General features: G+C 49.3%; 22 protein-coding genes. 18 read left to right on the top strand and 4 right to left on the bottom strand.

Annotated features, from left to right (window positions below):
- The first annotated feature begins 182 nt into the window (after positions 1 to 182).
- From lepA to J3999_RS06305, 8 genes are all read left to right on the top strand, one after another.
- A complete protein-coding gene (gene lepA, locus J3999_RS06340) occupies positions 183 to 1991 on the top strand; it encodes a translation elongation factor 4 (protein ID WP_208127069.1) in 1809 nt (602 codons plus the stop codon).
- Complete coding sequence (gene lepB / locus J3999_RS06335; RefSeq protein WP_173284718.1) at positions 1988 to 2758, top strand: signal peptidase I; 771 nt, start codon at positions 1988 to 1990, stop codon at positions 2756 to 2758. Before lepA ends, lepB begins: the two co-directional genes overlap by 4 nt.
- A 3-nt stretch (positions 2759 to 2761) precedes the next feature.
- Positions 2762 to 3478, top strand: a complete 717-nt coding sequence (rnc, locus tag J3999_RS06330) for a ribonuclease III (RefSeq protein ID WP_208127068.1) — start codon at positions 2762 to 2764, stop codon at positions 3476 to 3478.
- Between the two features lie 41 nt (positions 3479 to 3519).
- Complete coding sequence (gene era / locus J3999_RS06325) at positions 3520 to 4509, top strand: GTPase Era (protein WP_208127067.1); 990 nt, start codon at positions 3520 to 3522, stop codon at positions 4507 to 4509.
- A 23-nt stretch (positions 4510 to 4532) separates the two neighbouring features.
- The gene (recO, locus tag J3999_RS06320) at positions 4533 to 5312 is read left to right on the top strand and encodes a DNA repair protein RecO (protein WP_208127066.1); all 780 of its coding nucleotides are present in this window, start codon (positions 4533 to 4535) and stop codon (positions 5310 to 5312) included.
- 175 nt (positions 5313 to 5487) lie between these two features.
- Positions 5488 to 6234 (top strand): pyridoxine 5'-phosphate synthase, encoded by a 747-nt coding sequence (pdxJ, locus tag J3999_RS06315; RefSeq protein ID WP_208127065.1) that lies wholly within the window; start codon positions 5488 to 5490, stop codon positions 6232 to 6234.
- 23 nt (positions 6235 to 6257) lie between these two features.
- On the top strand, positions 6258 to 6644 hold the full coding sequence (gene acpS, locus J3999_RS06310; RefSeq protein WP_208127064.1) for a holo-ACP synthase: 387 nt from the start codon (positions 6258 to 6260) through the stop codon (positions 6642 to 6644).
- A 116-nt stretch (positions 6645 to 6760) separates the two neighbouring features.
- Positions 6761 to 7108 (top strand): hypothetical protein, encoded by a 348-nt coding sequence (locus tag J3999_RS06305; protein ID WP_208127063.1) that lies wholly within the window; start codon positions 6761 to 6763, stop codon positions 7106 to 7108.
- 44 nt (positions 7109 to 7152) lie between these two features.
- Here J3999_RS06305 and J3999_RS06300 read toward each other — a convergent pair whose 3' ends face one another.
- A complete protein-coding gene (locus J3999_RS06300; RefSeq protein WP_208127062.1) occupies positions 7153 to 8793 on the bottom strand; it encodes a GGDEF domain-containing protein in 1641 nt (546 codons plus the stop codon).
- Between the two features lie 272 nt (positions 8794 to 9065).
- Between J3999_RS06300 and J3999_RS06295 the strand changes: the two genes are divergently transcribed.
- Genes J3999_RS06295 through greB form a run of 4 tightly spaced genes read left to right on the top strand, consistent with a single transcriptional unit; the run spans position 9066 to position 11706 of the window.
- Positions 9066 to 9785, top strand: coding sequence for a DUF445 domain-containing protein (locus J3999_RS06295; protein WP_208127061.1), 720 nt, complete (start codon positions 9066 to 9068; stop codon positions 9783 to 9785).
- A 21-nt stretch (positions 9786 to 9806) separates the two neighbouring features.
- On the top strand, positions 9807 to 10718 hold the full coding sequence (locus tag J3999_RS06290) for a bile acid:sodium symporter family protein (protein ID WP_208127060.1): 912 nt from the start codon (positions 9807 to 9809) through the stop codon (positions 10716 to 10718).
- 34 nt (positions 10719 to 10752) lie between these two features.
- Entirely contained in the window at positions 10753 to 11193 is a 441-nt protein-coding gene (locus J3999_RS06285; protein ID WP_208127059.1) for a hypothetical protein, read from the top strand.
- A gap of 9 nt (positions 11194 to 11202) precedes the next feature.
- Positions 11203 to 11706, top strand: a complete 504-nt coding sequence (gene greB, locus J3999_RS06280) for a transcription elongation factor GreB (protein WP_208127058.1) — start codon at positions 11203 to 11205, stop codon at positions 11704 to 11706.
- Here greB and J3999_RS06275 read toward each other — a convergent pair.
- On the bottom strand, positions 11695 to 12327 hold the full coding sequence (locus tag J3999_RS06275; protein WP_208127057.1) for a GDSL-type esterase/lipase family protein: 633 nt from the start codon (positions 12325 to 12327) through the stop codon (positions 11695 to 11697). The genes greB and J3999_RS06275 overlap by 12 nt on opposite strands.
- A 129-nt stretch (positions 12328 to 12456) precedes the next feature.
- On the opposite strand from J3999_RS06275, the gene J3999_RS06270 reads away from it, so the two are divergent.
- Positions 12457 to 13668 (top strand): VCBS repeat-containing protein, encoded by a 1212-nt coding sequence (locus J3999_RS06270; protein ID WP_208127056.1) that lies wholly within the window; start codon positions 12457 to 12459, stop codon positions 13666 to 13668.
- Between the two features lie 111 nt (positions 13669 to 13779).
- Here the strand turns inward: J3999_RS06270 and J3999_RS06265 are convergent, their stop codons facing one another.
- Positions 13780 to 14919 (bottom strand): NAD(P)/FAD-dependent oxidoreductase, encoded by a 1140-nt coding sequence (locus tag J3999_RS06265; protein ID WP_208127055.1) that lies wholly within the window; start codon positions 14917 to 14919, stop codon positions 13780 to 13782.
- A gap of 258 nt (positions 14920 to 15177) precedes the next feature.
- On the opposite strand from J3999_RS06265, the gene cobU reads away from it, so the two are divergent.
- From cobU to J3999_RS06245, 4 genes are all read left to right on the top strand, one after another.
- On the top strand, positions 15178 to 15774 hold the full coding sequence (gene cobU, locus J3999_RS06260) for a bifunctional adenosylcobinamide kinase/adenosylcobinamide-phosphate guanylyltransferase (protein WP_208127054.1): 597 nt from the start codon (positions 15178 to 15180) through the stop codon (positions 15772 to 15774).
- 20 nt (positions 15775 to 15794) lie between these two features.
- The gene (locus tag J3999_RS11870) at positions 15795 to 16952 is read left to right on the top strand and encodes a nicotinate-nucleotide--dimethylbenzimidazole phosphoribosyltransferase (RefSeq protein WP_243755337.1); all 1158 of its coding nucleotides are present in this window, start codon (positions 15795 to 15797) and stop codon (positions 16950 to 16952) included.
- Complete coding sequence (locus tag J3999_RS06250; protein WP_208127053.1) at positions 16942 to 17538, top strand: histidine phosphatase family protein; 597 nt, start codon at positions 16942 to 16944, stop codon at positions 17536 to 17538. The genes J3999_RS11870 and J3999_RS06250 overlap by 11 nt, the downstream gene beginning before the upstream one ends.
- A 64-nt stretch (positions 17539 to 17602) precedes the next feature.
- Entirely contained in the window at positions 17603 to 18427 is an 825-nt protein-coding gene (locus tag J3999_RS06245) for an adenosylcobinamide-GDP ribazoletransferase (protein ID WP_208127052.1), read from the top strand.
- A 22-nt stretch (positions 18428 to 18449) separates the two neighbouring features.
- Here J3999_RS06245 and J3999_RS06240 read toward each other — a convergent pair whose 3' ends face one another.
- The gene (locus J3999_RS06240; RefSeq protein ID WP_208127051.1) at positions 18450 to 19415 is read right to left on the bottom strand and encodes a 1-aminocyclopropane-1-carboxylate deaminase/D-cysteine desulfhydrase; all 966 of its coding nucleotides are present in this window, start codon (positions 19413 to 19415) and stop codon (positions 18450 to 18452) included.
- Positions 19416 to 19677: 262 nt separating this feature from the next.
- On the opposite strand from J3999_RS06240, the gene J3999_RS06235 reads away from it, so the two are divergent.
- Positions 19678 to 20901, top strand: coding sequence for an ammonium transporter (locus J3999_RS06235; protein ID WP_208127050.1), 1224 nt, complete (start codon positions 19678 to 19680; stop codon positions 20899 to 20901).
- The last annotated feature ends 163 nt before the right edge of the window (positions 20902 to 21064 follow it).

The following is a 21064-nucleotide window of genomic DNA, read 5'->3' as shown; positions in this document are numbered from 1 at the left end:
CGGTCGTTTAAGGTGACGACACTGTAGGATTCAATGAAAAAATGTCATGAGAAGGGGGCGGAAAAGTCCCCTTTTTTATTAGCTTGAATTCGGGGATTTATTTTAGCGACCGGATAAGTTTTTCATGAAAGCCAGGAATCTTGACCGCTGTCAGGCAAATGAATTCTGTTATCGGAGATTAAATGTCTAACGACTTATCACTCATTCGTAACTTTTCGATTATTGCACATATCGATCATGGTAAATCGACGATTGCCGACCGCTTCATTCATCTTTGCGGCGGCTTAACCGACCGCGAAATGGAACAGCAGGTTCTTGATTCAATGGATATCGAGCGCGAACGCGGTATTACCATTAAAGCGCAAAGCGTTACCCTGAACTACGAAGCGGAAAACGGCAAGATTTATCAGCTGAACTTCATCGACACTCCGGGGCACGTAGACTTTTCCTACGAAGTTTCCCGTTCACTGGCTGCCTGTGAAGGGGCTTTGCTGGTAGTGGATGCCTCGCAGGGTGTTGAAGCGCAGACTGTCGCCAACTGTTATACGGCAATCGAGCAGGGGCTTGAAGTCTTGCCGGTATTGAACAAAATTGATCTGCCGGCAGCGGATCCGGAACGCGTTATAGAAGAGATTGAAGAGATTGTCGGTATCGAAGCGGAAGATGCGGTTAGAGCTTCGGCGAAAGCAGGTATCGGTATTAAAGAGACGCTGGAAGAAATCGTTAAGAAAATTCCTGCGCCGGAAGGGGATACCGATAAGCCGCTTAAGGCTTTGATTATCGATTCATGGTTCGATAACTATCTTGGCGTTGTCTCGCTGGTCAGAGTGATCGACGGTAAGATCGGTAAAAAGACCAAAATGAAAGTGATGTCCACCAAGGAAGAATATCTGGTGGACGATGTGGGTATTTTTACTCCGAAGCGTACCCCGAAGGCTTGTCTGCAAGCCGGTGAAGTAGGCTATGTCATCGCCGGAATCAAGGACATCGACGGCGCTCCGGTCGGGGATACCCTGGCCGATGCGGCGTTGCCGGAAGTCGAGGCGCTCCCGGGCTTTAAACCGGCTCAGCCGCGCGTTTTTGCCGGTCTTTTCCCAATCAGCTCTGAAGATTACGAAGATCTTCGTGAGTCTCTACGTAAACTTCGTCTGAATGACGCGGCACTGCATTTCGAACCGGAAACTTCGGAAGCGCTCGGTTTCGGTTTCCGTTGCGGTTTCCTTGGGATGCTGCATATGGAGATTATTCAGGAGCGTCTGGAGCGTGAATATAATCTGGATCTGATTACCACTGCGCCAACGGTTGTTTATGAAGTACTGAAAAAGAACGGTGAATTAATTAAGATTGATAACCCGTCGGAACTACCAGACCCGGCAACCATTGACGAGATTCGTGAACCGATTATTCAAGCCAATATTCTGGTGCCGAATGAGTATGTCGGCGCGGTCATGAAATTGTGTATCGAAAAGCGCGGCGTGCAAAAAGATATGCAATATTCCGGTGGTCAGGTTTCGATCAATTACGAGCTGCCGATGAACGAAGTTGTTCTCGATTTCTTCGATCGCCTGAAATCCTGTTCGCGCGGCTATGCTTCGATGGACTACGAATTCAAACGTTTCCAGGCGGACGACCTGGTGCGCATGGACTTCCTGGTCAACGGCGAAAAAGTCGATGCATTGGCGGTTATCGTGCACCGTTCCTTCGCCGTTCAGCGTGGTAAAGTCATTATCGAAAAACTGCAGAAGGTTATTCCGCGTCAGATGTTCGATGTTGCGATTCAGGCGGCAATCGGCGCCAAGGTGATCGGCCGAACTAATGTTAAGGCGCTGCGTAAGAACGTAACGGCGAAATGTTACGGTGGTGACGTTTCACGTAAGAAGAAACTGCTGCAGAAACAGAAAGAAGGTAAGAAGCGCATGAAGTCGATCGGTAGTGTTGAACTGCCGCAAGAGGCTTTCCTGGCGATTCTGGATACGGGAGATTCCAAATGAATTTTGAACTGATTCTGGTTCTTGTCACTCTGGTAACCGGGGTGATCTGGTATGTTGACCGCCTGGTATGGCGTCCGGCACGCCGTAAATCGACAACCGGTGCCAAAGAGCCGATTATTGTTGAATATTCACGTTCGCTGTTTCCGGTTTTTCTGGTGGTGTTAATTCTGCGTTCGTTTATTATTGAACCATTCCGAATTCCGTCGGGTTCTATGTACCCGACGCTGGAAATCGGCGATTTCATTGCGGTGAATAAATTCGCCTATGGTATTAAACTGCCGGTTGTGCAGACCAAAATCATTCCGCTTGGCGAACCTGAACGCGGCGATGTTGTCGTCTTTAAGTATCCGAATGATCCGGATGTCGATTATATTAAACGAGTGGTGGGACTTCCGGGCGATACGGTCAGCTATATCGAGCGCACGCTGTTTATCAACGGTAAAGCGGTTGAAATGAAAGCCTTGGGCCTGTATCGCGGTAATGATTCCGGTGCGGTCATGAACGATGCACAGATTGTGCAGGAAAGTTTTGATAACGGCGTCAGCCATCAAATCCTGCTTGATCCGGATAAAACCTCGGTGGATATGGGGCCGGTCACTGTTCCTGAAGGGCACTACTTTATGGTCGGAGATAACCGCGATCATAGTAATGACAGCCGCTTCTGGGGCTTTGTTCCGGAAGAGAATCTGAAGGGGAAAGCCTTCGGTATCTGGATGAACTGGGATAACGGCATCCACTTCAATCGTATCGGTAAAGGAATCGATTAAGCTATGGCAGGCAAAAAACAGCCACAACTAGATCAGGAAAGAGTCGCAAAGCTCAATATGCTGGCGAAGAAGTTGGGTTACGAATATCAGGACCTGGCTTTGTTGCAGCGCGCCTTGACGCACCGTAGTGTGGGGGCGAAAAACAATGAGCGCCTTGAATTTCTTGGCGACAGTCTGGTCAACTATATTATTGCCGATGCGCTTTTTCATCAGTTCAGCAAACTTCCAGAAGGCGACATGAGTCGAGTGCGCGCCCATCTGGTTAAGGGCGATACGCTGGCGGTGATCGGACGCGAATATCAGCTGAGCGATTATCTGGTGTTAGGTCCCGGCGAACTTAAAAGCGGCGGTTTCCGCCGTGATTCGATTATTGCCGATTCGGTTGAGGCGATTATCGCTTCGGTCTATGAGGACGGCGGTCTGGAACCGTGTCGCGAACTGGTTCACCGCTTGTACGAGAAACGTTTGCAGGATCTGGACCCGAAAAAAGTCGGCAAGGATGCGAAAACCCGCCTGCAGGAAATGTTGCAGTCGTTGAACGAATCTCTGCCGGAATACAGTATTATCAGCGTAAACGGCGCCGCTCACGCACAGGAATTTACCGTCAGCTGCTATGTCGATAGACTGAAAACCAAATTCGAAGCGACTGCTTCGAGCCGTCGCAAGGCCGAACAGAAAGCCGCCGATAGTGCGATTCAGGCGCTGGAAGCGCAAGAGTAAGCAAAATAATATGCCACGATTAAATGCCCGAGGAAAAACGCATGAGTCAAGATGAAACCGAAGACAAAAAAAGCTTGTCGCTGGAAAAGATTCTGGCTCAGGCCGAGTCGGATCAGCAAACCGACGAAAATTACCATGCAGGCTTTGTTGCCGTAATCGGCCGCCCGAATGTCGGTAAATCGACAATCATGAACGAAATGCTCGGCCAGAAGCTGAGTATTACCTCACATAAACCGCAAACGACCCGTCACCGTATTCACGGCATTCATACGACCGACCAGCATCAGATCATCTATGTTGATACGCCGGGTATGCACTTGGGCGGCAAGAAAAGCATCAATGTTTATATGAACCGCACGGCGCAGAGCGCTTTTGCCGATGTCGATGTCGTCCTGTTTGTCGTTGAGGCCGGTCGCTGGACAAAAGAAGATCAGGCGGTGGTTAAAAAACTGCAGAATATCGAACAGCCTGTGATTGTTGTAGTTAACAAGGTCGATAAGTTTGAAAATAAGGAAGAATTGTTTCCGTTTATTCAGCAGATTTCGGAAGGTCTGAAGTTTGATGCTCTGGTACCGGTTTCCGCATATAAAAAAGTCAATCTGGCGGCGATCGAGGAAGAGGTTCTAAAATACCTGCCGAAACAGGGCGCTATTTTTCCGGCGGATTATGTGACCGACCGTTCGAGTCGTTTCCTGGCGGCAGAGATTATTCGCGAAAAGCTGATGCGTACTCTGGGCGACGAAGTCCCTTACGGTGCTACCGTGGAAATTGAACAGTTCAAGTTTGACGAGCAGGAAGGGCGTTGGTTGATCAACGGTCTGATTCTGGTTGAACGTGCAGGCCAGAAACAGATTATTATCGGCAAACGCGGCGATGTCATTAAACGCATCGGAACTCAGGCGCGTAAGGATCTGGTTAATATGCTTGATGCTCGTGTTCACCTTGAATTATGGGTTAAGGTGAAAGAGAACTGGTCCGACGACGCCCGTGCTCTGGCAAGTCTCGGTTATAACGACAACTACAGTTCTTAAGGCTTTTTCGCAGGTTTTTCGCCGTGTTGGTAGAACAGAGCGCTTACGTTCTGCATAGTCGTCCCTACAAGGAGACCAGTGCGCTGGTAACGTTTTTCAGCGCAGAGCAGGGTAAATTCAATGCCATTATCCGTTCGGTTCGCGGCAGTAAAAAAGCCCATCTCAAGGCGGCACTGTTGCAGCCTTTCCAACAGCTGCAACTCAGCTGGCGGCAAAAAGCGCATCAGGATCTGGTCAGTCTGAATACGATTGAATCCGGTGACCTGCGTTTTCCTCTGCACGGCGAAACCGCCGTATGTGGCCTCTACAGCAACGAACTGCTGTATCGTTTGCTGTATCCGAATGTTTCTTACGATAATCTGTTCCAAGACTACTGTGACCTGTTGTACTATCTGGCGCAGCTGCAATTCGAAGAACCCACGGTTCAGCAGCGTAGACAGGCATGGGCCTTGCGCTGGTTCGAGTTGCGATTGCTAAACGGTTTAGGGCACGGTTTTAATCTTGAGCAGGATTGCCATTATCAGCCGATAGAGGCATCCAGAACCTATTTGTTCTATCCGGAATACGGTTTCGAGGCCTTGATGGATTTCGATGCTAATCAAACGTTTTTGCAGATTCCGGGTGAATGCCTGCTGCAATTGCGCAGTCTGTTAACCGAAGATATTGCTGCTATTGAACTTGGCGCGCCTTGCTTGAAAGCGCTGCGGGTTCTGATGAGCCAGAGTCTGCAACCTTATCTCGGAGACCGGCCGATACAGGCGCGTTTACTTTTAGGGCGTAACCAGCCGCAACCGAATAAATGACCGTAGATTGCACGTAACAAGAACGACACGTCCCCACGGCTCCGTTGAAATGAAGTTCTGCGTATCCGTTCTCAAGCGCAGTCTTAAGAAATCTTGAATTCGTATGTGATCTCTTTACCGCCGAAAGCGGCTATTGGTAAAATCACTCTTTTAACATTTGTTTAGGAATACAGCCATGAATCCGATCTATCTTGGTTTAAATATTGACCATGTTGCCACTCTTCGCCAAGCGCGCGGTACCCGATACCCTGACCCGATCAAGGCGGCATTAGATGCGGAAATGGCTGGTGCCGACAGTATTACTCTGCATTTGCGCGAAGACCGTCGTCATATCCAGGATGAAGATGTAGCTCGAATTACCCAAATGCGTCAGACCAAGGTCAATCTAGAGATGGCTGCGACCGAAGAGATGGTGCAGATCGCGTGCACAATGCAACCTGAAGATATCTGTCTGGTTCCGGAAAAACGCGAAGAGCTGACAACTGAAGGCGGTTTGGATGTAGCCGGACAAAAAGCATGGTTAACCGAAGTCTGTGCTCGTCTGGCACAAGCGGGATGCCGAGTTTCACTGTTTATCGATCCGGACGAGGAGCAGATTCTGGCGGCCAAAGAAGTCGGTGCACCGGTTATTGAACTGCATACCGGAACCTATGCGGAGTTGGAAAAACCACAGGAAGTTGCCGCTGAGCTTGAGCGTATTAGAAAAGCAACCGCGTTAGCCGTAGAGCAGGGCTTGGTTGTCAATGCCGGACACGGTTTGCATTACCACAATGTACAGGCGATCGCCGCGATTAAAGAGATTGAAGAACTTAACATCGGACATGCGATTATTGCCCAGGCGGTTTACAGTGGTTTGCCGGATGCCGTGCGCGAAATGAAACGCCTTATGGTGGAAGCGCGTCAACAGGCGTATCTCGGCTAATTCGCTGGTAGGTTGGTTTACATATGATTGTAGGCGTCGGTACCGATATCGTTGAAAATGTGCGCATAGCACAGCTCTTTCAGAAGCAGGGTGAGCGTTTTGCGCGCCGTCTGCTTTCCGACGACGAGTGGCAAGACTTTTCTGCTTCGCAGTTTCCGGAAAGCTTTCTGGCCAAACGCTGGGCATTGAAAGAAGCGGTTGCCAAGGCTTTGGGAACCGGCATCGCTCAGGGGGTAACCTTTGAGCAGATGACGATCGCACACCATGCCGGCGGCCAGCCTTATCTGATTTTAAGCGGTGCCGCGCAGGAGAGAGCGCAGCAGATTCAGGCCGACAACTGGCAGATCAGCGTCAGCGATGAAAAACATTATTGTGTTGCCTTTGTCGTTGCACAAAGCCTGGGGCTTTGATTCAGCCATCTAGCATACTTTATTTTTAGAGGCGGTTTCGACCGCTTATTTTTTAATACTTATTCTTACCCCATCATACATTTATGCATTACACTTTTCCCAAGCCTTTGCCTCAAATGGCAACACTCTCGTCCACTGCTGACAAGGAATTACTGTGCCGCGATTTGCAGGCTTTTGTTCAGCAACATATCGAATTAATCGATCGTAAACTGATAAGAGATCTGAGCTATATCAATCCTTTGGCCTATTACAAAGAAGGGATGCAGATTGAAAAGATCGAATCTGTGCAGAAGGGGGTGTACCAAATGCATTTTTCTTATCGTTGGCATATCTTTTCCGGATGTATGGGGATGGAAGACGATGGGCTGCTTAAAGATAAGGTGAAGTTTTCACTCTGTGAAGAGGGGCGCTTGTGCTTCGATCTGCATGGCTTTGGGGAGTTGTCTACCGCAGACGAACTGTAATCTGATCCGGTATGTCCGATTCGTTCTCTGCGCTAGGGGTGTTTTTAAAACGTGTGCTTATCAGGTGAGAAGAGTTTTAAGGTACCCTTATCATGCTGTTTGGCGTAATAGAGTGCGCTGTCGGCCATACTGATCAGATGGTCGAGTTGTTCGGAATCCTGAGGGTAGGTGGCAGCGCCAATCGTTGCTCCGATATTTAAATGGTGCTGCTTGACTACGATAGGGCTTTCGAAGAGTTTAAGCAGTTTGTCGCCGAATTGAATCTGTTCCTCTTCGCTGTTCAAGCCGCTGGCGACGATTAACAGTTCATCTCCGCCAAGTCGGATAACCAAGTCATTTTGACTGCGGGTTGCGGAGAGCAGGCGCTTAGCAACCACTTTCAGCACTTCATCGCCTATATCGTGTCCATAGTTGTCGTTAACCGGTTTGAAACCGTCCAGATCGAGATAATATAAGGTACAGAGATCACCCGATTTGCGGGATTCCATAAGTTTTTTTGGAACGGTGTAATCCAATTGCGAGCGGTTAAACAGTCCGGTCAAGGCATCGTGATTGGCCAGGTATTCATTTCGCAGCAACAGCGTATGTCTTTCCACCTGATATCGGGAAACCAGTAAAGCGGCGATAAAAGTGGCCAACAAGGTAAGAACGATATAGATCAGGTTCTGTTTGATCGTTTCAATCGTATGCCGGTTGAACTCTACAGTTGGCAGGAAGCTGACCAGTATCCAGGTCGCATTTTCATGTCCTTTTTTGGTGATGAACGATTTCTGTTCAATAAAATTGCTGTGAATACCGGTAATGGGGTGGAGCGGGTTGACTTTCATAAAACTGTAGAGCCCGTCACGGTTTTTGTACTGACCGCTTGGGTGCTGTTGCATATAGTCCCAAACGTCCGGATGCTGTTGAGCGAAGGTCATGTTTTTCTTGTCTTCGAACATAAAGCCCCATTCGCGTTCAGGGTTGTTATCCTTGAGCCAGTAACCATCTTGATTAAGCATCATCAGTTGTGACGGAACGGTCATAATATTGTGTTCTTCACCTATGGCGTGAAACAGGAACTTACCTTCGTAGTTGATAATCAGCATGCCGACCGGTTTGCCATCCTGATATAAGCGTTTTCCAAGACGAATCATCGGTCTGTAGGGTTTCTCGATTTCCCGGTTCTCTATATTCAGATCAAACGGCGAGACATAAATCTCGTCTTGTTTGAGTTTGAGAATGTCCTGTATATAGTAGCGATGGCTTTTATGTTGCAGTTCCTCTTCAGGCACGACATAAACCCGATCTTTTTCGAAATTAATACGAATACGTTCATTGCCTTCGTTATCCAGATAACGGATCTGGTTATAGCGATCACGAGCTTTGGCAAAGGTGCTGTAAATTTCCTTGAGTTCGCTTATCTGACCGTTACCGGGCTGTTGGCTGAAATCAATCGCGGGAAGTGCCGAGAGAATGGTCAAGTCAGCGATTACCGACTCGTATTCGGTTGAGAGTTGGTGTTCATGAATCTGCAGAAGTTTATTACCCTGCTCTTTGTGCTGGGTAAATTCTTGAATGCTCTGACCCAGATACCAGCTGACAAAGACGGCTGTTGCCGAGCCGAAAAACAGCAGGAAAAAGATGCTTGTCTGTTTAATGAAAATTTTGAGTCGTCTTACCGCGTCTAAAGGTTTTATTTTCATGCTATTGTTCTCAACGGAAATCTTGGCCGTTTTTTTCAGGTTAGAAATATCGAGGTCGCATCGGTTGATCCAGATGGTAAGTTTGCGCCGTAAATCTTTATCTATGACGGTTTTGCTTTTCTTTTCATTTTAGCAAAGTACTTTAACCGTAAGCGGCAAAGCCTTGAAAACCGCAGTGAATTGAATAAAAAGTTATTTCAACATATCTAAGACTTAACTGTTTTAAAATAGCGCCATTTTAAAAAGGCATGATTTTACAGAGAGGATAGAAAATGGGATTCCGTCTGGATAAAAAATTCGTTACCAATTTTGTTGCGCTGCTATTGGTTGTTGCCGGTTGGTGGAGTGGACAGCTTTTATTGTTGATGATCGGCTTGTTTGCGCTATCGGGCGCCGTTACCAATTGGCTGGCGATCTATATGCTGTTTGAAAGAGTGCCGGGGTTGATCGGTTCCGGAGTGATTCCGGCCCGTTTCAGCGAATTTAAAAGCGCGATTAAGAATCTGATGATGGAGCAGTTTTTTACTCAAGAAAATATCGATCGCTTTTTGCAGGACTCTTCCGGGGAAAATAAAATTGAACTGGCACCGGTCATTCAGAATGTCGACTTGTCTCCGGCATATGACCGACTGGTTGAAGTGATTATGAACTCTTCTTTCGGTTCGATGCTGGCGATGTTTGGCGGGGCCGAAAAACTGGAACCCTTAAGAGAGCCTTTTATGATAAATCTTCAGACATCCTTGATTGAAATCGCTTCACGGGATGAAGTTAAAAATGCATTGCAGGCGCAGATTGATCAGCCGGAAATGATTGCCCAGATTCAGAATAAGATCGAGCAGATTGTGGACAGTCGTCTTGAAGAGTTGACGCCGCAGATGGTTAAGCAGATGGTGCAGCAGTTGATCGACGAACACTTGGGCTGGCTGGTTGTCTGGGGAGGTGTATTCGGGGCGCTGATCGGCGCTTTGTCCGTGCTGGTGTTGCCGGCCTGATTCTGCCTCGGATAAAAGCACATGCAGAAGACTTTAATTTTTTTTCCGCTCTGGGCACTATTAGGCGCGCTGGCGGGCTGGATTTGGCCGGAATCGCTGGCCGCTTTGAAATCCTGGATTGTTCCTCTGCTGATGCTGGTTATGTTCAGCATGGGCCTGACATTGTCGCTCGCGGATTTTCAACGAGCCTGGGGCTACCGCAAGATTGCGTTTTGGGGCGTTATGCTGCAATTCAGTCTGATGCCGCTGCTGGCATTTTTGCTGGCCAAGTTTTTGAATCTGCCTCCCGAATGGCTGATCGGGCTGGTTCTGGTCGGCACGACCGCCGGCGGAACCGCATCGAATGTAATGGCCTATTTGGCGCGAGGTGATCTCGCCTTGTCAGTGTCCATGACGCTGTTTTCCACCTTGCTTGCGGTCATTTTGATGCCGTGGCTGACCTGGGTATATCTTCAGAACACCATCCAAGTTCCGGCAGCCTCGATGCTGTGGATGTTGCTAAAGATCGTCTTGCTGCCGGTTTTCGCCGGAATGCTGGTTCGACATCTTGCGGCTGCAAGACTGCAACGGCTTGAAAGTCTGCTGCCGCAGGTTGCGGTACTGGCGATCGCTTTGATTATCGGTATCGTTGTGGCCTTGAATCAGAGTAATTTCGTTTCGCTCAGTGCGCTGCTGGTCGCAGCGGTAGTTTTGCATAATCTGGGAGGACTGGTTATGGGCTATTTATTGAGTCGCGGGCTTGGCTACGATTCACGTGTATCGCGTACGGTTGCCATCGAAGTTGCTATGCAGAATTCCGGATTGAGTGTCGCGCTGGCGATTAAATATTTTGGCGCTGCCAGCGCCTTGCCGGGCGCTTTGTTCAGTGTCTGGCATAATATTTCCGGTTCTTTGTTTGCTGCCTATTGGCAAAATCGGCATAATCGAGATTGAATCCTCGGAAGTCATTAACAATAAGGCAAAATGCATGAGAGTCATTTCCCGTACGGTCGCGACAACATTGGTTTTTATAATGGGTCTGTTTTTGCTGCCTGCTCAAGCGCAGGAGCCAGAAGTGCCGAATCCTCAGCAGGAGATTCACAGCAATCTGGTTAAATCGGCATTGCTTAACGACGCCTTTGCCGAACGTTGTCGCGGCATGAGTATCGATAAGAATTTCAATCAGGTTAATCGCCTGTTTATTACCAAATACGGCGTCAGCGCCAATAACTATATAGAAACCTTTATTGCCGAGGATTTCCGTGACTATAAGCGTCAGTTCTCGCGGCATTTCAATATCGTGCTGGCGAAAAAAGGCGGCTGTCAGGCCGCAAAAGATCAGAAGTGGGATAAAGAGATGCATGACGAGTTTAAAGAACTGTATCGTCAGGCGGAAGCATCCAACTGGTTTCCGATTATTGAGTATTAATGATTTTGTATGACTAACCGAAATAACCTGATTACTCCCGAAGGCCGACAGGCTCTGGAAAAAGAATTGGATTATCTGTGGCGCATCGAGCGTCGCAAAACCACGCAGGCCGTAACCGAGGCCGCGGCGCACGGCGACCGTTCGGAAAACGCCGAATACAAGGAAGGCAAGCGCAAATTGCGTGAAATCGACCGACGCTTAAGGTTTCTGCGCAAACGTCTCGAAGTCGTTCAGGTTGTGCCTTACTCCCCGCAGCAGGAGGGCAAGGTCTTTTTCGGTGCCTGGGTCGAACTGGAAAATGACGATGGCGAGATTCGCCGCTACCGTATTGTCGGAACCGACGAGTTTAATCCGGCGAAAAATTTTATCAGCATTAAATCGCCGATGGCGCACGCGCTGATCGGTAAGCAGGTTGATGATGAGGTTGTGGTCCAGACGCCGGAGGGAAAAAAACTCTGGTGGCTTAACGAAATTCGTTATCAGCCGTTTGCCGACGAGGAGTCAGTCGGCTAGGGCGCCGGTTGCCTTTAACTTCCGGTAAACCGCTTCGGCCAAGGCTTGGTATCCCTGGCGATTCAAGTGCACATAGTCCGATTTCATCGACGGACGCATGACCAGATCGCCGACAATTTCGTCTTCCAACGGAATGTCATAATGCTCGGCGAGCTTTTCATAAAACGGCGCGCTGTCCGAAAACAGACGCTTTTCCGGTACTCCGATCAAAAGAATCTGTATTTTCTTTGCCTGTAGCAGTTCGATCATTTTGCGCAGATTGGCTTCGATCTGCGCATAAGAACGCTTTTGCAGAATATCATTCCCACCTTCAAACAGTATGACCAGATCGAACTGACGTTCGGCAAGCAGTTGCTGTAAGCGCAATAAACCCTGATCCGTGGTCTCTCCGGATACGCCGGCATTAACGACTTCATGGCCGCTTAAAGTTTGCAGGACCGTCGGATAGGATGCGGATTCGGGAACGCCGTAACCTTCGGTCAGGCTGTCACCAAAAGCCAGAATAACCGCGTTTTCCGATAACGCTTGATGGGGTTTGCTGCAACCGTTCAATAGTGTTATCAGCAGCAGAAAGAGCAGTACTGTTTTTAGGCGGTTTAGAGAAAGAAGGGATTGCGGCATAGGCATCTCGGCGAATGGAATTCAAGTTTTTTCAATGGCTACCGATACATTATCAGATAGATATTTATAAAAATACAGCAAACAGTCACGAGGGGAAACCACAGCAAGAATATCAGGAGACTGTTTACGATGATTATTACCCACCAGCAATTAAGCTTGTCCGCCCAACAGCGGTTTGAGCGACAAGAGCAGATCTTGCAAGAGCTGCAAACCTACCGCAACGGCCAGTTGCAAAGCCAGAGAGTCGACACTCAAACACTGACGCAAACCGAGATCCGCTCCAGTTCTCTGTCCTTGAATTCTGGCATGGACGAAAGCCGCGAAAAAGCCCGCAATCTTATGAATCTTCCGGCAAACCGAGCTTATAAAGAAAGCATTGATAATAGCGGACAAGCGGAGGCACAGAGAGGCCTGCAGGCGGCTTTTAATAAAGCGCCAATGCTACGCAGCGGGGCGACACCCGGCGAGTCTGAAACATGGTTGCCACCGCAGTTGATTGAAATGATTGAAGCGATTGAGTCGATGATGGAGCGTTTGACCGGAAAAACCTATCATCTGAAGGTTTATGGCTACCATCCGCATGATAACAGTGATTCCTCCACAGTTTCCGATTTGCAGGATCAGCGAAAAGGCATGCGTACAGATTGGCCGCAGACTGAGCGGAGTCTGACAGGAGACGGTTTGCGTGTAAATGTTTCGCACAGCCTTCAGGAAACGGAAACACTGCGCTTTCACGCCGAAGGAACGGTGAAGACGGCAGATGGTCGTGAGTTGTCGTTTGATCTGAGCACTCAGCAATCAAGAGCTTATTCCAGTAACGCTTATGTCGCCATTCAGCAGGGCGCCGTGCCACAGGATCCGCTGGTGGTTAATTTTGGCGGTCAGCCGGCGCAGCTGAGCCTCGATAAAGTGGAGCTCGATTTGAACAATGACGGCGACTCCGATCAGGTTGCCATCTTGCAGGCCGGTAGCGGTTATCTGGCACTGGACAAAAATAACGACGGCCAAATTACCGAGGGGTATGAGTTGTTCGGCACCGAAAGCGGCAATGGCTTTGTCGATCTGGCAGCTTACGATCAGGATGGTAACGGGTGGATCGATGAAAATGATGCGGTTTTTGCCGATCTGCAGATTTATCACCAGGACAGTTCCGGCTTCATGTGGCTCGACGGTTTAATGGCATTGAATATCGGTGCGATTTCACTCGCTTCGGTAGAATCTGAATTCAGTCATAAGGACGAAAACAATCAATTGCAGGCACAGGTTCGATCCAGCGGCGTCTTCCTGTTTGAAGATTCGGGCAAAGCCGGTTCGGTTCAGCAAATCGATTTAATGATTTAAATGGATGGTTTGAATTGATGATTTAAAGTTTAACAGGGATGTTAGATTCGAGGCGGGGCAGTAAAGACCCGGTGGCGAGTGCCGAACCGGGTCATGAGCACATTGCAGGGATTAGCGGTATTGACGCAGATAGAGTCCTTCGAAAATCCGTTTGGCCCAGTGGAACAGACGGCAAGGTGGTAGCAGGGTTGTGCCTTTTTCAGTGCGTTTGATCAAAATACCGTGTTTCAGGGTGTCGACAATACAGATCAGTTCGTGTTTGAACGCTTGGTAATCCGTCTGGCCGTTAAGTTCTTTAGTCAGGTTTTGTGCCGCTGCCGTGGCTTGCAGATCGGCGGCATGTGCCTGCTTAGCCTGCCAGTCCGGTCCCGGGAAACTACCAGCGTCACCGGCAACATAAGTTGCTTGATAACCCTCTACCTGGGCAAACTGATTTGCGGTAATCATTCCGCCGGCGGATTTCGGCAGTTCGCTGTTCGGCAACCAGGCCGGTCCGGTCATGCCCGGCATAAACAGGATCAGGTCGGCAGCGAATTCTTCGCCTTCGGTTTTGACCAGATTCGCTTCAAAGCCCTTCATCTTATGGCCCAGTTTGGTTTCGATGCCTTTTTTAGCCATCATTTTGGTGATGTTTGCCGGAACCTTATCGCCCAGACGTTTACCGGGTTGAGCCGCCGGGTTGAAGAAAATCAACTTGAATTTGTCGCGACGTCCCTGCTGACGCAGCAGATTGTCGATACCGAACAGGAATTCGAACATCGGGCCGCCGCGCATTGCCGAAGGTTCGTTCGGGTTGCCGCCGAAACCGATCGCGATAGTGCCGCCGTCCATGGCATTCAAACGGTCGCGGATTTTCTCGGCTGCCGGAATACCTTCGCATGGGGTGATGGCGTGCTCGATGCCGGGCAGCTTCTTAATGAAGCGACCGCCTGATGCGATAAGCAGACCATCATTGTCAAATTCGCCGGCATCGGTTTCCACGGTGCGTCCGCCGTTGGTGACGTTAGTCACCGACGCTTTAACGTGTTGGATATTGTTCTTGCTGAAGAAATTTGTCAGATCTATACGCAGATCGTCGCCGCTGCGCATCCCGGATGGAATCCAGATCAAACTCGGTAAATAGATGAATTCTTTCGATGGAGAGATGACGGTAATCTCTGCATTCGGGTTCAGTTTCCGCAGTTGCTTGATGGCGGTTAAAGCGGCAAAACCGCTTCCCAGAACGGTTAATTTACGGTTGTCTGCTGACATAAAGTAATCCTTTTCTTCGAATTTTGTGTGCAAAATAAATACGATTTATTTTAGATTAAAATTGTTTATTTGCTGATAACTTATTTTTATTCTTGTTTTGAAGCGAGGCTTATTATTTGCCTGACAGTGTTTGAACGGTTCGTGTTTGAGTCTAAAACAAATGCGCTTTAAAAAAACTGTCCGATAGCAAAAGATTTGCTTGTTATTGATTTAGAATAAGCGGCTTTAAGCGTTTATTTAAGGTGAGATTGGCTTAGCATGATTCATCTGATTTTAGGGGGCGCCCGTTCCGGAAAAAGCGCCTACGCCGAAGAACAATCCCGGTGCTGGCAAAACGAAAACGAGACGGAAAACGGGACGGCCGAAGTGGTCTACCTGGCAACGGCAAGAAGTGCTTATCGGGATGCGGGAGAACAGCAGACACCTGATGAGTCTGTTGATCAAGAGATGTTGCAGCGGATCGAGCATCATCGAAATCGCAGACCGCAGAACTGGCTGACCCATGAAGAACCGATTTTACTGGCGCAGGCGTTACAGGACATTGAACGTGGGGCTCAGGCGAGTCAGCGCAAGACGGCGGTCTTAATCGACTGTTTGACCTTGTGGATGCTGAATCTGATTGATGCCGATTGCCGAGAAGAACAGAGCCAACGCTTTTTACAGCAACTTGAAGCCAGTCGTCTGCCGATTTTTATTGTCAGCAATGAGGTCGGGCTGGGCGTAGTCCCTCTGGGCCGACTCAGTCGCGAATTTGTCGATGAACTGGGGCGTCTGCATCAGCAAGTGGCCAAGCGAGCGCATAAGGTAACCTTCGTTACCGCTGGTTTGCCGATGTGCTTAAAAGATAGTCAATAAAAGTACAAGAGAATTCAACTATGCAAGCAAACTTACAACGTTTTTTCTGTGCCAATCAGGAACTGGATGAGTCCTTTATTGAAGCGGCTTTTCTGCATCAGCAGCAATTGACTAAGCCGGAAGGTTCCTTGGGGCGCCTTGAAGAGATCGCGGTTCGTCTGGCGAGCCATCAGAGGTGTACGCATCCGGAGGTGTTGAAGCCGTGGATTTCGGTATTCGCCGCCGATCACGGTATTGTCGAGGAAGGGGTCTCGGCCTACCCTCAAGCCGTTACCCTGGAGATGGTCAAAAATTTTAGCCGTGGCGGCGCTGCAATCAGTGTATTGGCCGAGTTCTCGCAGGCCGAATTCGAGATCGTGGACGTCGGAGTCAAACAAGATCCGGCGCCTCTGGCGCACTTGATTTCCGCGCGAGTCGCTGCCGGGACACAGAATTTTTGTAAATCGCCGGCCATGAGCGAGCAAGAACTGTTTGCGGCCTTAAGCGTCGGTGCCGACGCGGCCGAACGAGCCAAGAATGCCGATGCAGACCTTTTTATTGCCGGCGAGATGGGAATCGGTAATACCAGCAGTGCAGCCGCAATGACTGCCGTGCTCAGCGGTAAAGCAGTTGCCGATGTCGTTGGCGAAGGCACCGGAATCAGTTTTAGCCAGAAAAAACAGAAGGTACAGATCATCGAGCAGGCGATCGAATTGCATCGCGAGCATCTGACTTCCCCTTTGCGGGTTTTGCAGTATCTTGGCGGATTTGAGATCGCTGCTATGACCGGCGCCTATATTCGTTGTGCACAATTGGGCCTGAGCGTGGTCGTCGATGGCGTGATCGCTTCTGTTGCCGCCTGGGTCGGCGATTTTGTCAGCCGCAACGAACAGCTGCTGCACTGTCAGTCAAGCGCGGAAATGCTTGAGCTGGGCAAATATTCGATGCCGGAAACCTTATTCTGTACCTGCGGTTCCTGCCCACGTTTGGTGGAGTGGTGCTTTTTTTCCCATCTGTCCGCGGAGCCTGCGCACGAAGTGATTTTGGAGGCGCTTGGCGTTGAGCCCTTGTTGCAATTTGAAATGCGCCTGGGGGAGGCTTCGGGCGCGGCTCTGGTAATCCCTCTGTTGCGTCAGGCGTGTGCTCTGCATAATCGCATGGCGACCTTCGAGCAAGCCGGAGTCAGCAGTGCGGATTGATTTGATCCGTCATGGCGCCTGCGAAGATGACGTTTTTCTGCGCGGGCGTAGCGATTCTAAACTCAGTACGGAGGGGGAAAGACAGATGCGGCAGGCGTTGAACGGCCTGCCGCAGCCGTGTCAGGTGATCTCTTCTCCGGCGAGCCGTTGCCGGGATTTTGCGGAACAGCATTTTGCGCATGTTTCAATTCGTCAGGCATTGGCGGAAAGGGATTTCGGAAGCTGGGACGGTTTGAGTCTCGATGAGATTCGCGCGCACTATCCGAAGCAGTTAGAGGCCTATTTCGCTGATCCATTTGCCGACGACATTATTCCGTATGGCGAAAATTTACCTCTTTTCGAAGCGCGTGTCGTACAAGAATGGAATCGGCTGTGTCAATCCGACTGCGAGCATCTGTTGATCTTCAGCCATTCAGGAGTGCAGCGGATTGTATTGAAGCGGATATTGCAGATGCAGAATGACGCCTTGTTCAATCTTAAACTCGGTTATGCGACACGTCTGACCTTTGAAGTGACACGTGTTGGTAAGGAGTGCTTTACGCATCTGGTCGAAATAAGTCAGAATGAGCAGGCGGTTATCACTTGATTGCATATTGCAACGTTTATTGAACCGCCTTCGGAATTGATATTTCAACGAGTCGAACTTATTTATGCGCCATCTTTTTCGTGAACTTTGCCTGAGTTTACAGTTTTTCAGCAGAATCCCCTTTAATATCGCTTGTTACAGTGAGCAACGTCAGGCAGGGGTTCTTAATTATCTGCCTCTAGTCGGACTGCTGTTTGCCGGATTATTGAGCGCAGCAGTCTTGTCGATTGCCTTGACGGATATGTGGCTGGCGGATCTGAGCGGTCGTGAGCATTTCTTTTCCTCCGCAGAGGTTGCATTCGCGATTCTTATTGCCTGGATTGTACTCAGCGGCGCTTTGCACCTCGATGGAGTCGCCGACAGTGCCGATGCGGCCATGGGGAGTCTAAGAGATCCGGACAAGGCGTTACGGATTATGCACGACAGTCGTATTGGTACTGCCGCGGCGGTTGCCTTAATAGCTGTACTGCTAGGCAAATGGATACTGTTACAACAGTTGATTGATCTCTATTGGCAGGCTCAGAATCCGTTCTTCTGGATGCCGATATTACTTTTGGCCGCGAGCATGGTCATGGCACGAATTGCCCCCCTGATTCTGGTGAAAACGACTCCCAGTGCGACTCGAACCGGTATGCATCAGGCGATGTTTGCCAAGGTTTCCTGGTGGGCGATCGGCATCTATGGCATTGCGATTTCGCTCGTGCTGTTGTGGGTGCTGCCGGGCGGGTTGTTTTTATGGTCTGCGCTGATACTCGCGGTGCCGATGATCGCGTATTTTGCGCGGCGGTTAATCGGCGGGCTTAATGGTGATTTGCTGGGAATGGCGATCGAGTTGTGCGAACTGCTTCTGCTATTTACTGGCTTGGTACTTTTGCGTCTGAGCGTTTAGGGAAATGTCCTGAAATATGACTCTATCGGCTGTCCTTGTAACCCACTCCTTGTAAACCCCCTGTATGTAATAGTATTACTGTAGAGTCTTTTCTAATTTCATGATTTATAAGGTCTTTCCAGAAACAGTGAAATGCTTTTGCCGTATACACAGGCTCGATTGGAATCCGGAATTGCGGCCAGATTTCATGGATGAATTGATCCAGTTCCGGATCGCTTTTGGCATAGCCGCCGGCATGAAAATTTTGTCGCAACTGCCAGCGATTGTTGTGCTGCGGGTTGGCTGCGGTGATCCACTGAGCAATCTGCGGCATTAGGTAATCACTGTCATTAATCGCGGCAACGCCATTGAGTATTCGCCGCGGATCGTATCGCGAATAGGCGCTGAGTCCAGCCAGAGTGGCACCGGTGCCGACTGCACAGTATAAATGCGTCCATTGCGGGCACTGTTGATCCAGTTCTTCAGCCAGACTGTGAAATCCCTGAACGGCCAGTTGATTGGAACCGCCTTCAGGGAGGATATAGGCATTTTGCGGATCCAATTGAGGATCGACAAAATCCGCCAGTTGCTTAGCGTAGTTCTGTTGCAGTAGTGTCAAAAAGTTAGCGCCGGTTTTAAGCCGGTAGTCCGTACGACGGATAAAGAGCAGATGCATGCCGTTTCTTTGCGCCTCGATGAGGGTGTGGCTCCATTTGGCTTGATTATCGGCTAACTCATCTCCGCGAATAACGCCGATTGTCGGAATACGGAACTGATACGCGGCAGTCGCTGTGGCTGCAATATGATTCGAGTAGGCGCCGCCAAAAGTTAATAGAAATTTTTTATCACTGTTACGGAACTGTTTTAAGTTTAATTCCAGTTTATATAGCTTATTTCCTTGAATTTGCTCATGATTCAGTTCTTCTCTTTTGACCAGAACACGAATTTTATGTTCGTTGAACAGAGGATGCTCAATAGGCTGCAAAGGTGTGGTTTTGTGTTTCAGCATGTGGGCTTCTGGTAAAATTGTCGGCTTGACAAAGCGTTAGCCGTTGCGAAAAATCCAAAGAAAATTTTATTGTAAAGGTCGGGCAGACGCCACTGCTTATCCATTGAATGCTCGCATGATTGTTTGGCGAGTATTTTGGATCGACTTTTAGCGACTTTTGACAGTAAGCAATAAGCAAGGATGCATTGGACCCGTTTCCGACGGCAAATAAAAAACGCTCGTATTTAAATTGGATTACATCAAGTTTTAGCCAGAGGTTTCTATGGAACAACTTACCACCAGTCTGGATGTGCTCTTTATCTTACTGGGTGCTATTTTAGTTTTATTCATGCATGCGGGTTTCGCTTTTTTGGAAGTCGGAACGGTGCAACACAAAAATCAGGTTAACGCCCTGGTAAAAATCATGAGCGATCTCGGGGTTTCGACCGTCGCTTATTTCTTTGTCGGTTATGGTATCGCCTACGGCGTATTTCTTGGTTTCAACCTTGACGGTCAACTGACCCAGGCAATGACCGAAAAATCCGGTTATGAATTGGTGAAGTTTTTCTTTCTGATGACGTTTGCCGCGGCAATTCCGGCGATTGTTTCCGGTGGGATTGCCGAGCGTGCCCGCTTTTATCCGATTCTGGCGGCGAGTTTTCTGACGGTCGCTTTTATTTATCCGCTGTTTGAAGGAATTAGCTGGAACGGTAATTTCGGTTTACAGGCGTGGTTGGAAGAGCGTTTCGGTGCCGGCTTCCATGACTTTGCCGGTTCTATTGTCGTTCACGGTGTCGGGGGCTGGATTGCCTTGGCTGCGATGCTGGTGATCGGTTCGCGCAACAACCGGTATGCCAAAGACGGTTCGATCCGTCATGTTTATCCGCCGTCAAGTATTCCTTTCCTGGCATTGGGGTCGTGGATTCTGGCCGTCGGCTGGTTCGGTTTCAATGTCATGTCGGCGCAAGCGGTTGAAGGCATTCAGGGACTGGTGGCGATGAACTCTCTTATGGCGATGGTCGGCGGAATTCTGGCCGCGACCTTTATCTCCGATAAGGACCCGGGCTTCGTACATAACGGACCGCTTGCTGGATTGGTGGCGATTTGTGCCGGTTCGGACGTTGTCAGTCCTTTGGGCGCTCTGGTGATCGGTCTGGTTGCCGGCGCTTTGTTCGTTAAGGCGTTTACATGGACGCAGAAGAATCTGAAAATCGACGATGTGCTTGGTGTTTGGCCTCTACACGGTCTTTGCGGAATCTGGGGCGCGATAGCGGCCGGTATTTTCGGTTCAGCTGCCTTTGGCGGTCTGGGCGGAGTGTCTTTGATGTCCCAGCTGGTCGGTATTCTGGCCGGAGTCGGCATCGCATTTATCGGTGGTTATCTGGTGTATGCCTTGGTCAATATGTTTGCTCCGATCCGTATGAACGAAGAAGAGCAGTATCTGGGTGCGGATTTGACTTTCCACAAAATTCACGCCAATCCGCCGAAAGAAGATTTCAACCGTTAAGAGTGTCGCTCTTATCCGGCGATCCGGTTACTCGGGTCGAACTTCGCATGAACCCGCCTTTGTGGCGGGTTTTTTGTTATAGTTGTCATAGTTAAGTTATGCCCGATAAATAGATCAATATTCAGCGCTTCTCACCTTACGGCGCTTTTCTAAGTAAAGAAAC

Source organism: Thiomicrorhabdus sp. 6S3-12, from assembly GCF_017571475.1.
In the GTDB taxonomy this organism is placed as follows: domain Bacteria; phylum Pseudomonadota; class Gammaproteobacteria; order Thiomicrospirales; family Thiomicrospiraceae; genus Thiomicrorhabdus.
Note: the sequence above shows the minus strand (reverse complement) of the source record. Positions and strands in the feature narration are given on the sequence as shown.

What these genes read in the sequence shown, in the direction of transcription:
- lepA (WP_208127069.1), top strand. Translation starts at nt 183, where the DNA reads ATGTCTAACGACTTATCACTCATTCGTAACTTTTCGATTATTGCACAT.
- lepB (WP_173284718.1), top strand. Translation starts at nt 1,988, where the DNA reads ATGAATTTTGAACTGATTCTGGTTCTTGTCACTCTGGTAACCGGGGTG.
- rnc (WP_208127068.1), top strand. Translation starts at nt 2,762, where the DNA reads ATGGCAGGCAAAAAACAGCCACAACTAGATCAGGAAAGAGTCGCAAAG.
- era (WP_208127067.1), top strand. Translation starts at nt 3,520, where the DNA reads ATGAGTCAAGATGAAACCGAAGACAAAAAAAGCTTGTCGCTGGAAAAG.
- pdxJ (WP_208127065.1), top strand. Translation starts at nt 5,488, where the DNA reads ATGAATCCGATCTATCTTGGTTTAAATATTGACCATGTTGCCACTCTT.
- acpS (WP_208127064.1), top strand. Translation starts at nt 6,258, where the DNA reads ATGATTGTAGGCGTCGGTACCGATATCGTTGAAAATGTGCGCATAGCA.
- J3999_RS06305 (WP_208127063.1), top strand. Translation starts at nt 6,761, where the DNA reads ATGGCAACACTCTCGTCCACTGCTGACAAGGAATTACTGTGCCGCGAT.
- J3999_RS06300 (WP_208127062.1), bottom strand. Translation starts at nt 8,793, where the DNA reads ATGAAAATAAAACCTTTAGACGCGGTAAGACGACTCAAAATTTTCATT.
- J3999_RS06295 (WP_208127061.1), top strand. Translation starts at nt 9,066, where the DNA reads ATGGGATTCCGTCTGGATAAAAAATTCGTTACCAATTTTGTTGCGCTG.
- J3999_RS06290 (WP_208127060.1), top strand. Translation starts at nt 9,807, where the DNA reads ATGCAGAAGACTTTAATTTTTTTTCCGCTCTGGGCACTATTAGGCGCG.
- J3999_RS06285 (WP_208127059.1), top strand. Translation starts at nt 10,753, where the DNA reads ATGAGAGTCATTTCCCGTACGGTCGCGACAACATTGGTTTTTATAATG.
- greB (WP_208127058.1), top strand. Translation starts at nt 11,203, where the DNA reads ATGACTAACCGAAATAACCTGATTACTCCCGAAGGCCGACAGGCTCTG.
- J3999_RS06275 (WP_208127057.1), bottom strand. Translation starts at nt 12,327, where the DNA reads ATGCCGCAATCCCTTCTTTCTCTAAACCGCCTAAAAACAGTACTGCTC.
- J3999_RS06270 (WP_208127056.1), top strand. Translation starts at nt 12,457, where the DNA reads ATGATTATTACCCACCAGCAATTAAGCTTGTCCGCCCAACAGCGGTTT.
- J3999_RS06265 (WP_208127055.1), bottom strand. Translation starts at nt 14,919, where the DNA reads ATGTCAGCAGACAACCGTAAATTAACCGTTCTGGGAAGCGGTTTTGCC.
- cobU (WP_208127054.1), top strand. Translation starts at nt 15,178, where the DNA reads ATGATTCATCTGATTTTAGGGGGCGCCCGTTCCGGAAAAAGCGCCTAC.
- J3999_RS11870 (WP_243755337.1), top strand. Translation starts at nt 15,795, where the DNA reads ATGCAAGCAAACTTACAACGTTTTTTCTGTGCCAATCAGGAACTGGAT.
- J3999_RS06245 (WP_208127052.1), top strand. Translation starts at nt 17,603, where the DNA reads ATGCGCCATCTTTTTCGTGAACTTTGCCTGAGTTTACAGTTTTTCAGC.
- J3999_RS06240 (WP_208127051.1), bottom strand. Translation starts at nt 19,415, where the DNA reads ATGCTGAAACACAAAACCACACCTTTGCAGCCTATTGAGCATCCTCTG.
- J3999_RS06235 (WP_208127050.1), top strand. Translation starts at nt 19,678, where the DNA reads ATGGAACAACTTACCACCAGTCTGGATGTGCTCTTTATCTTACTGGGT.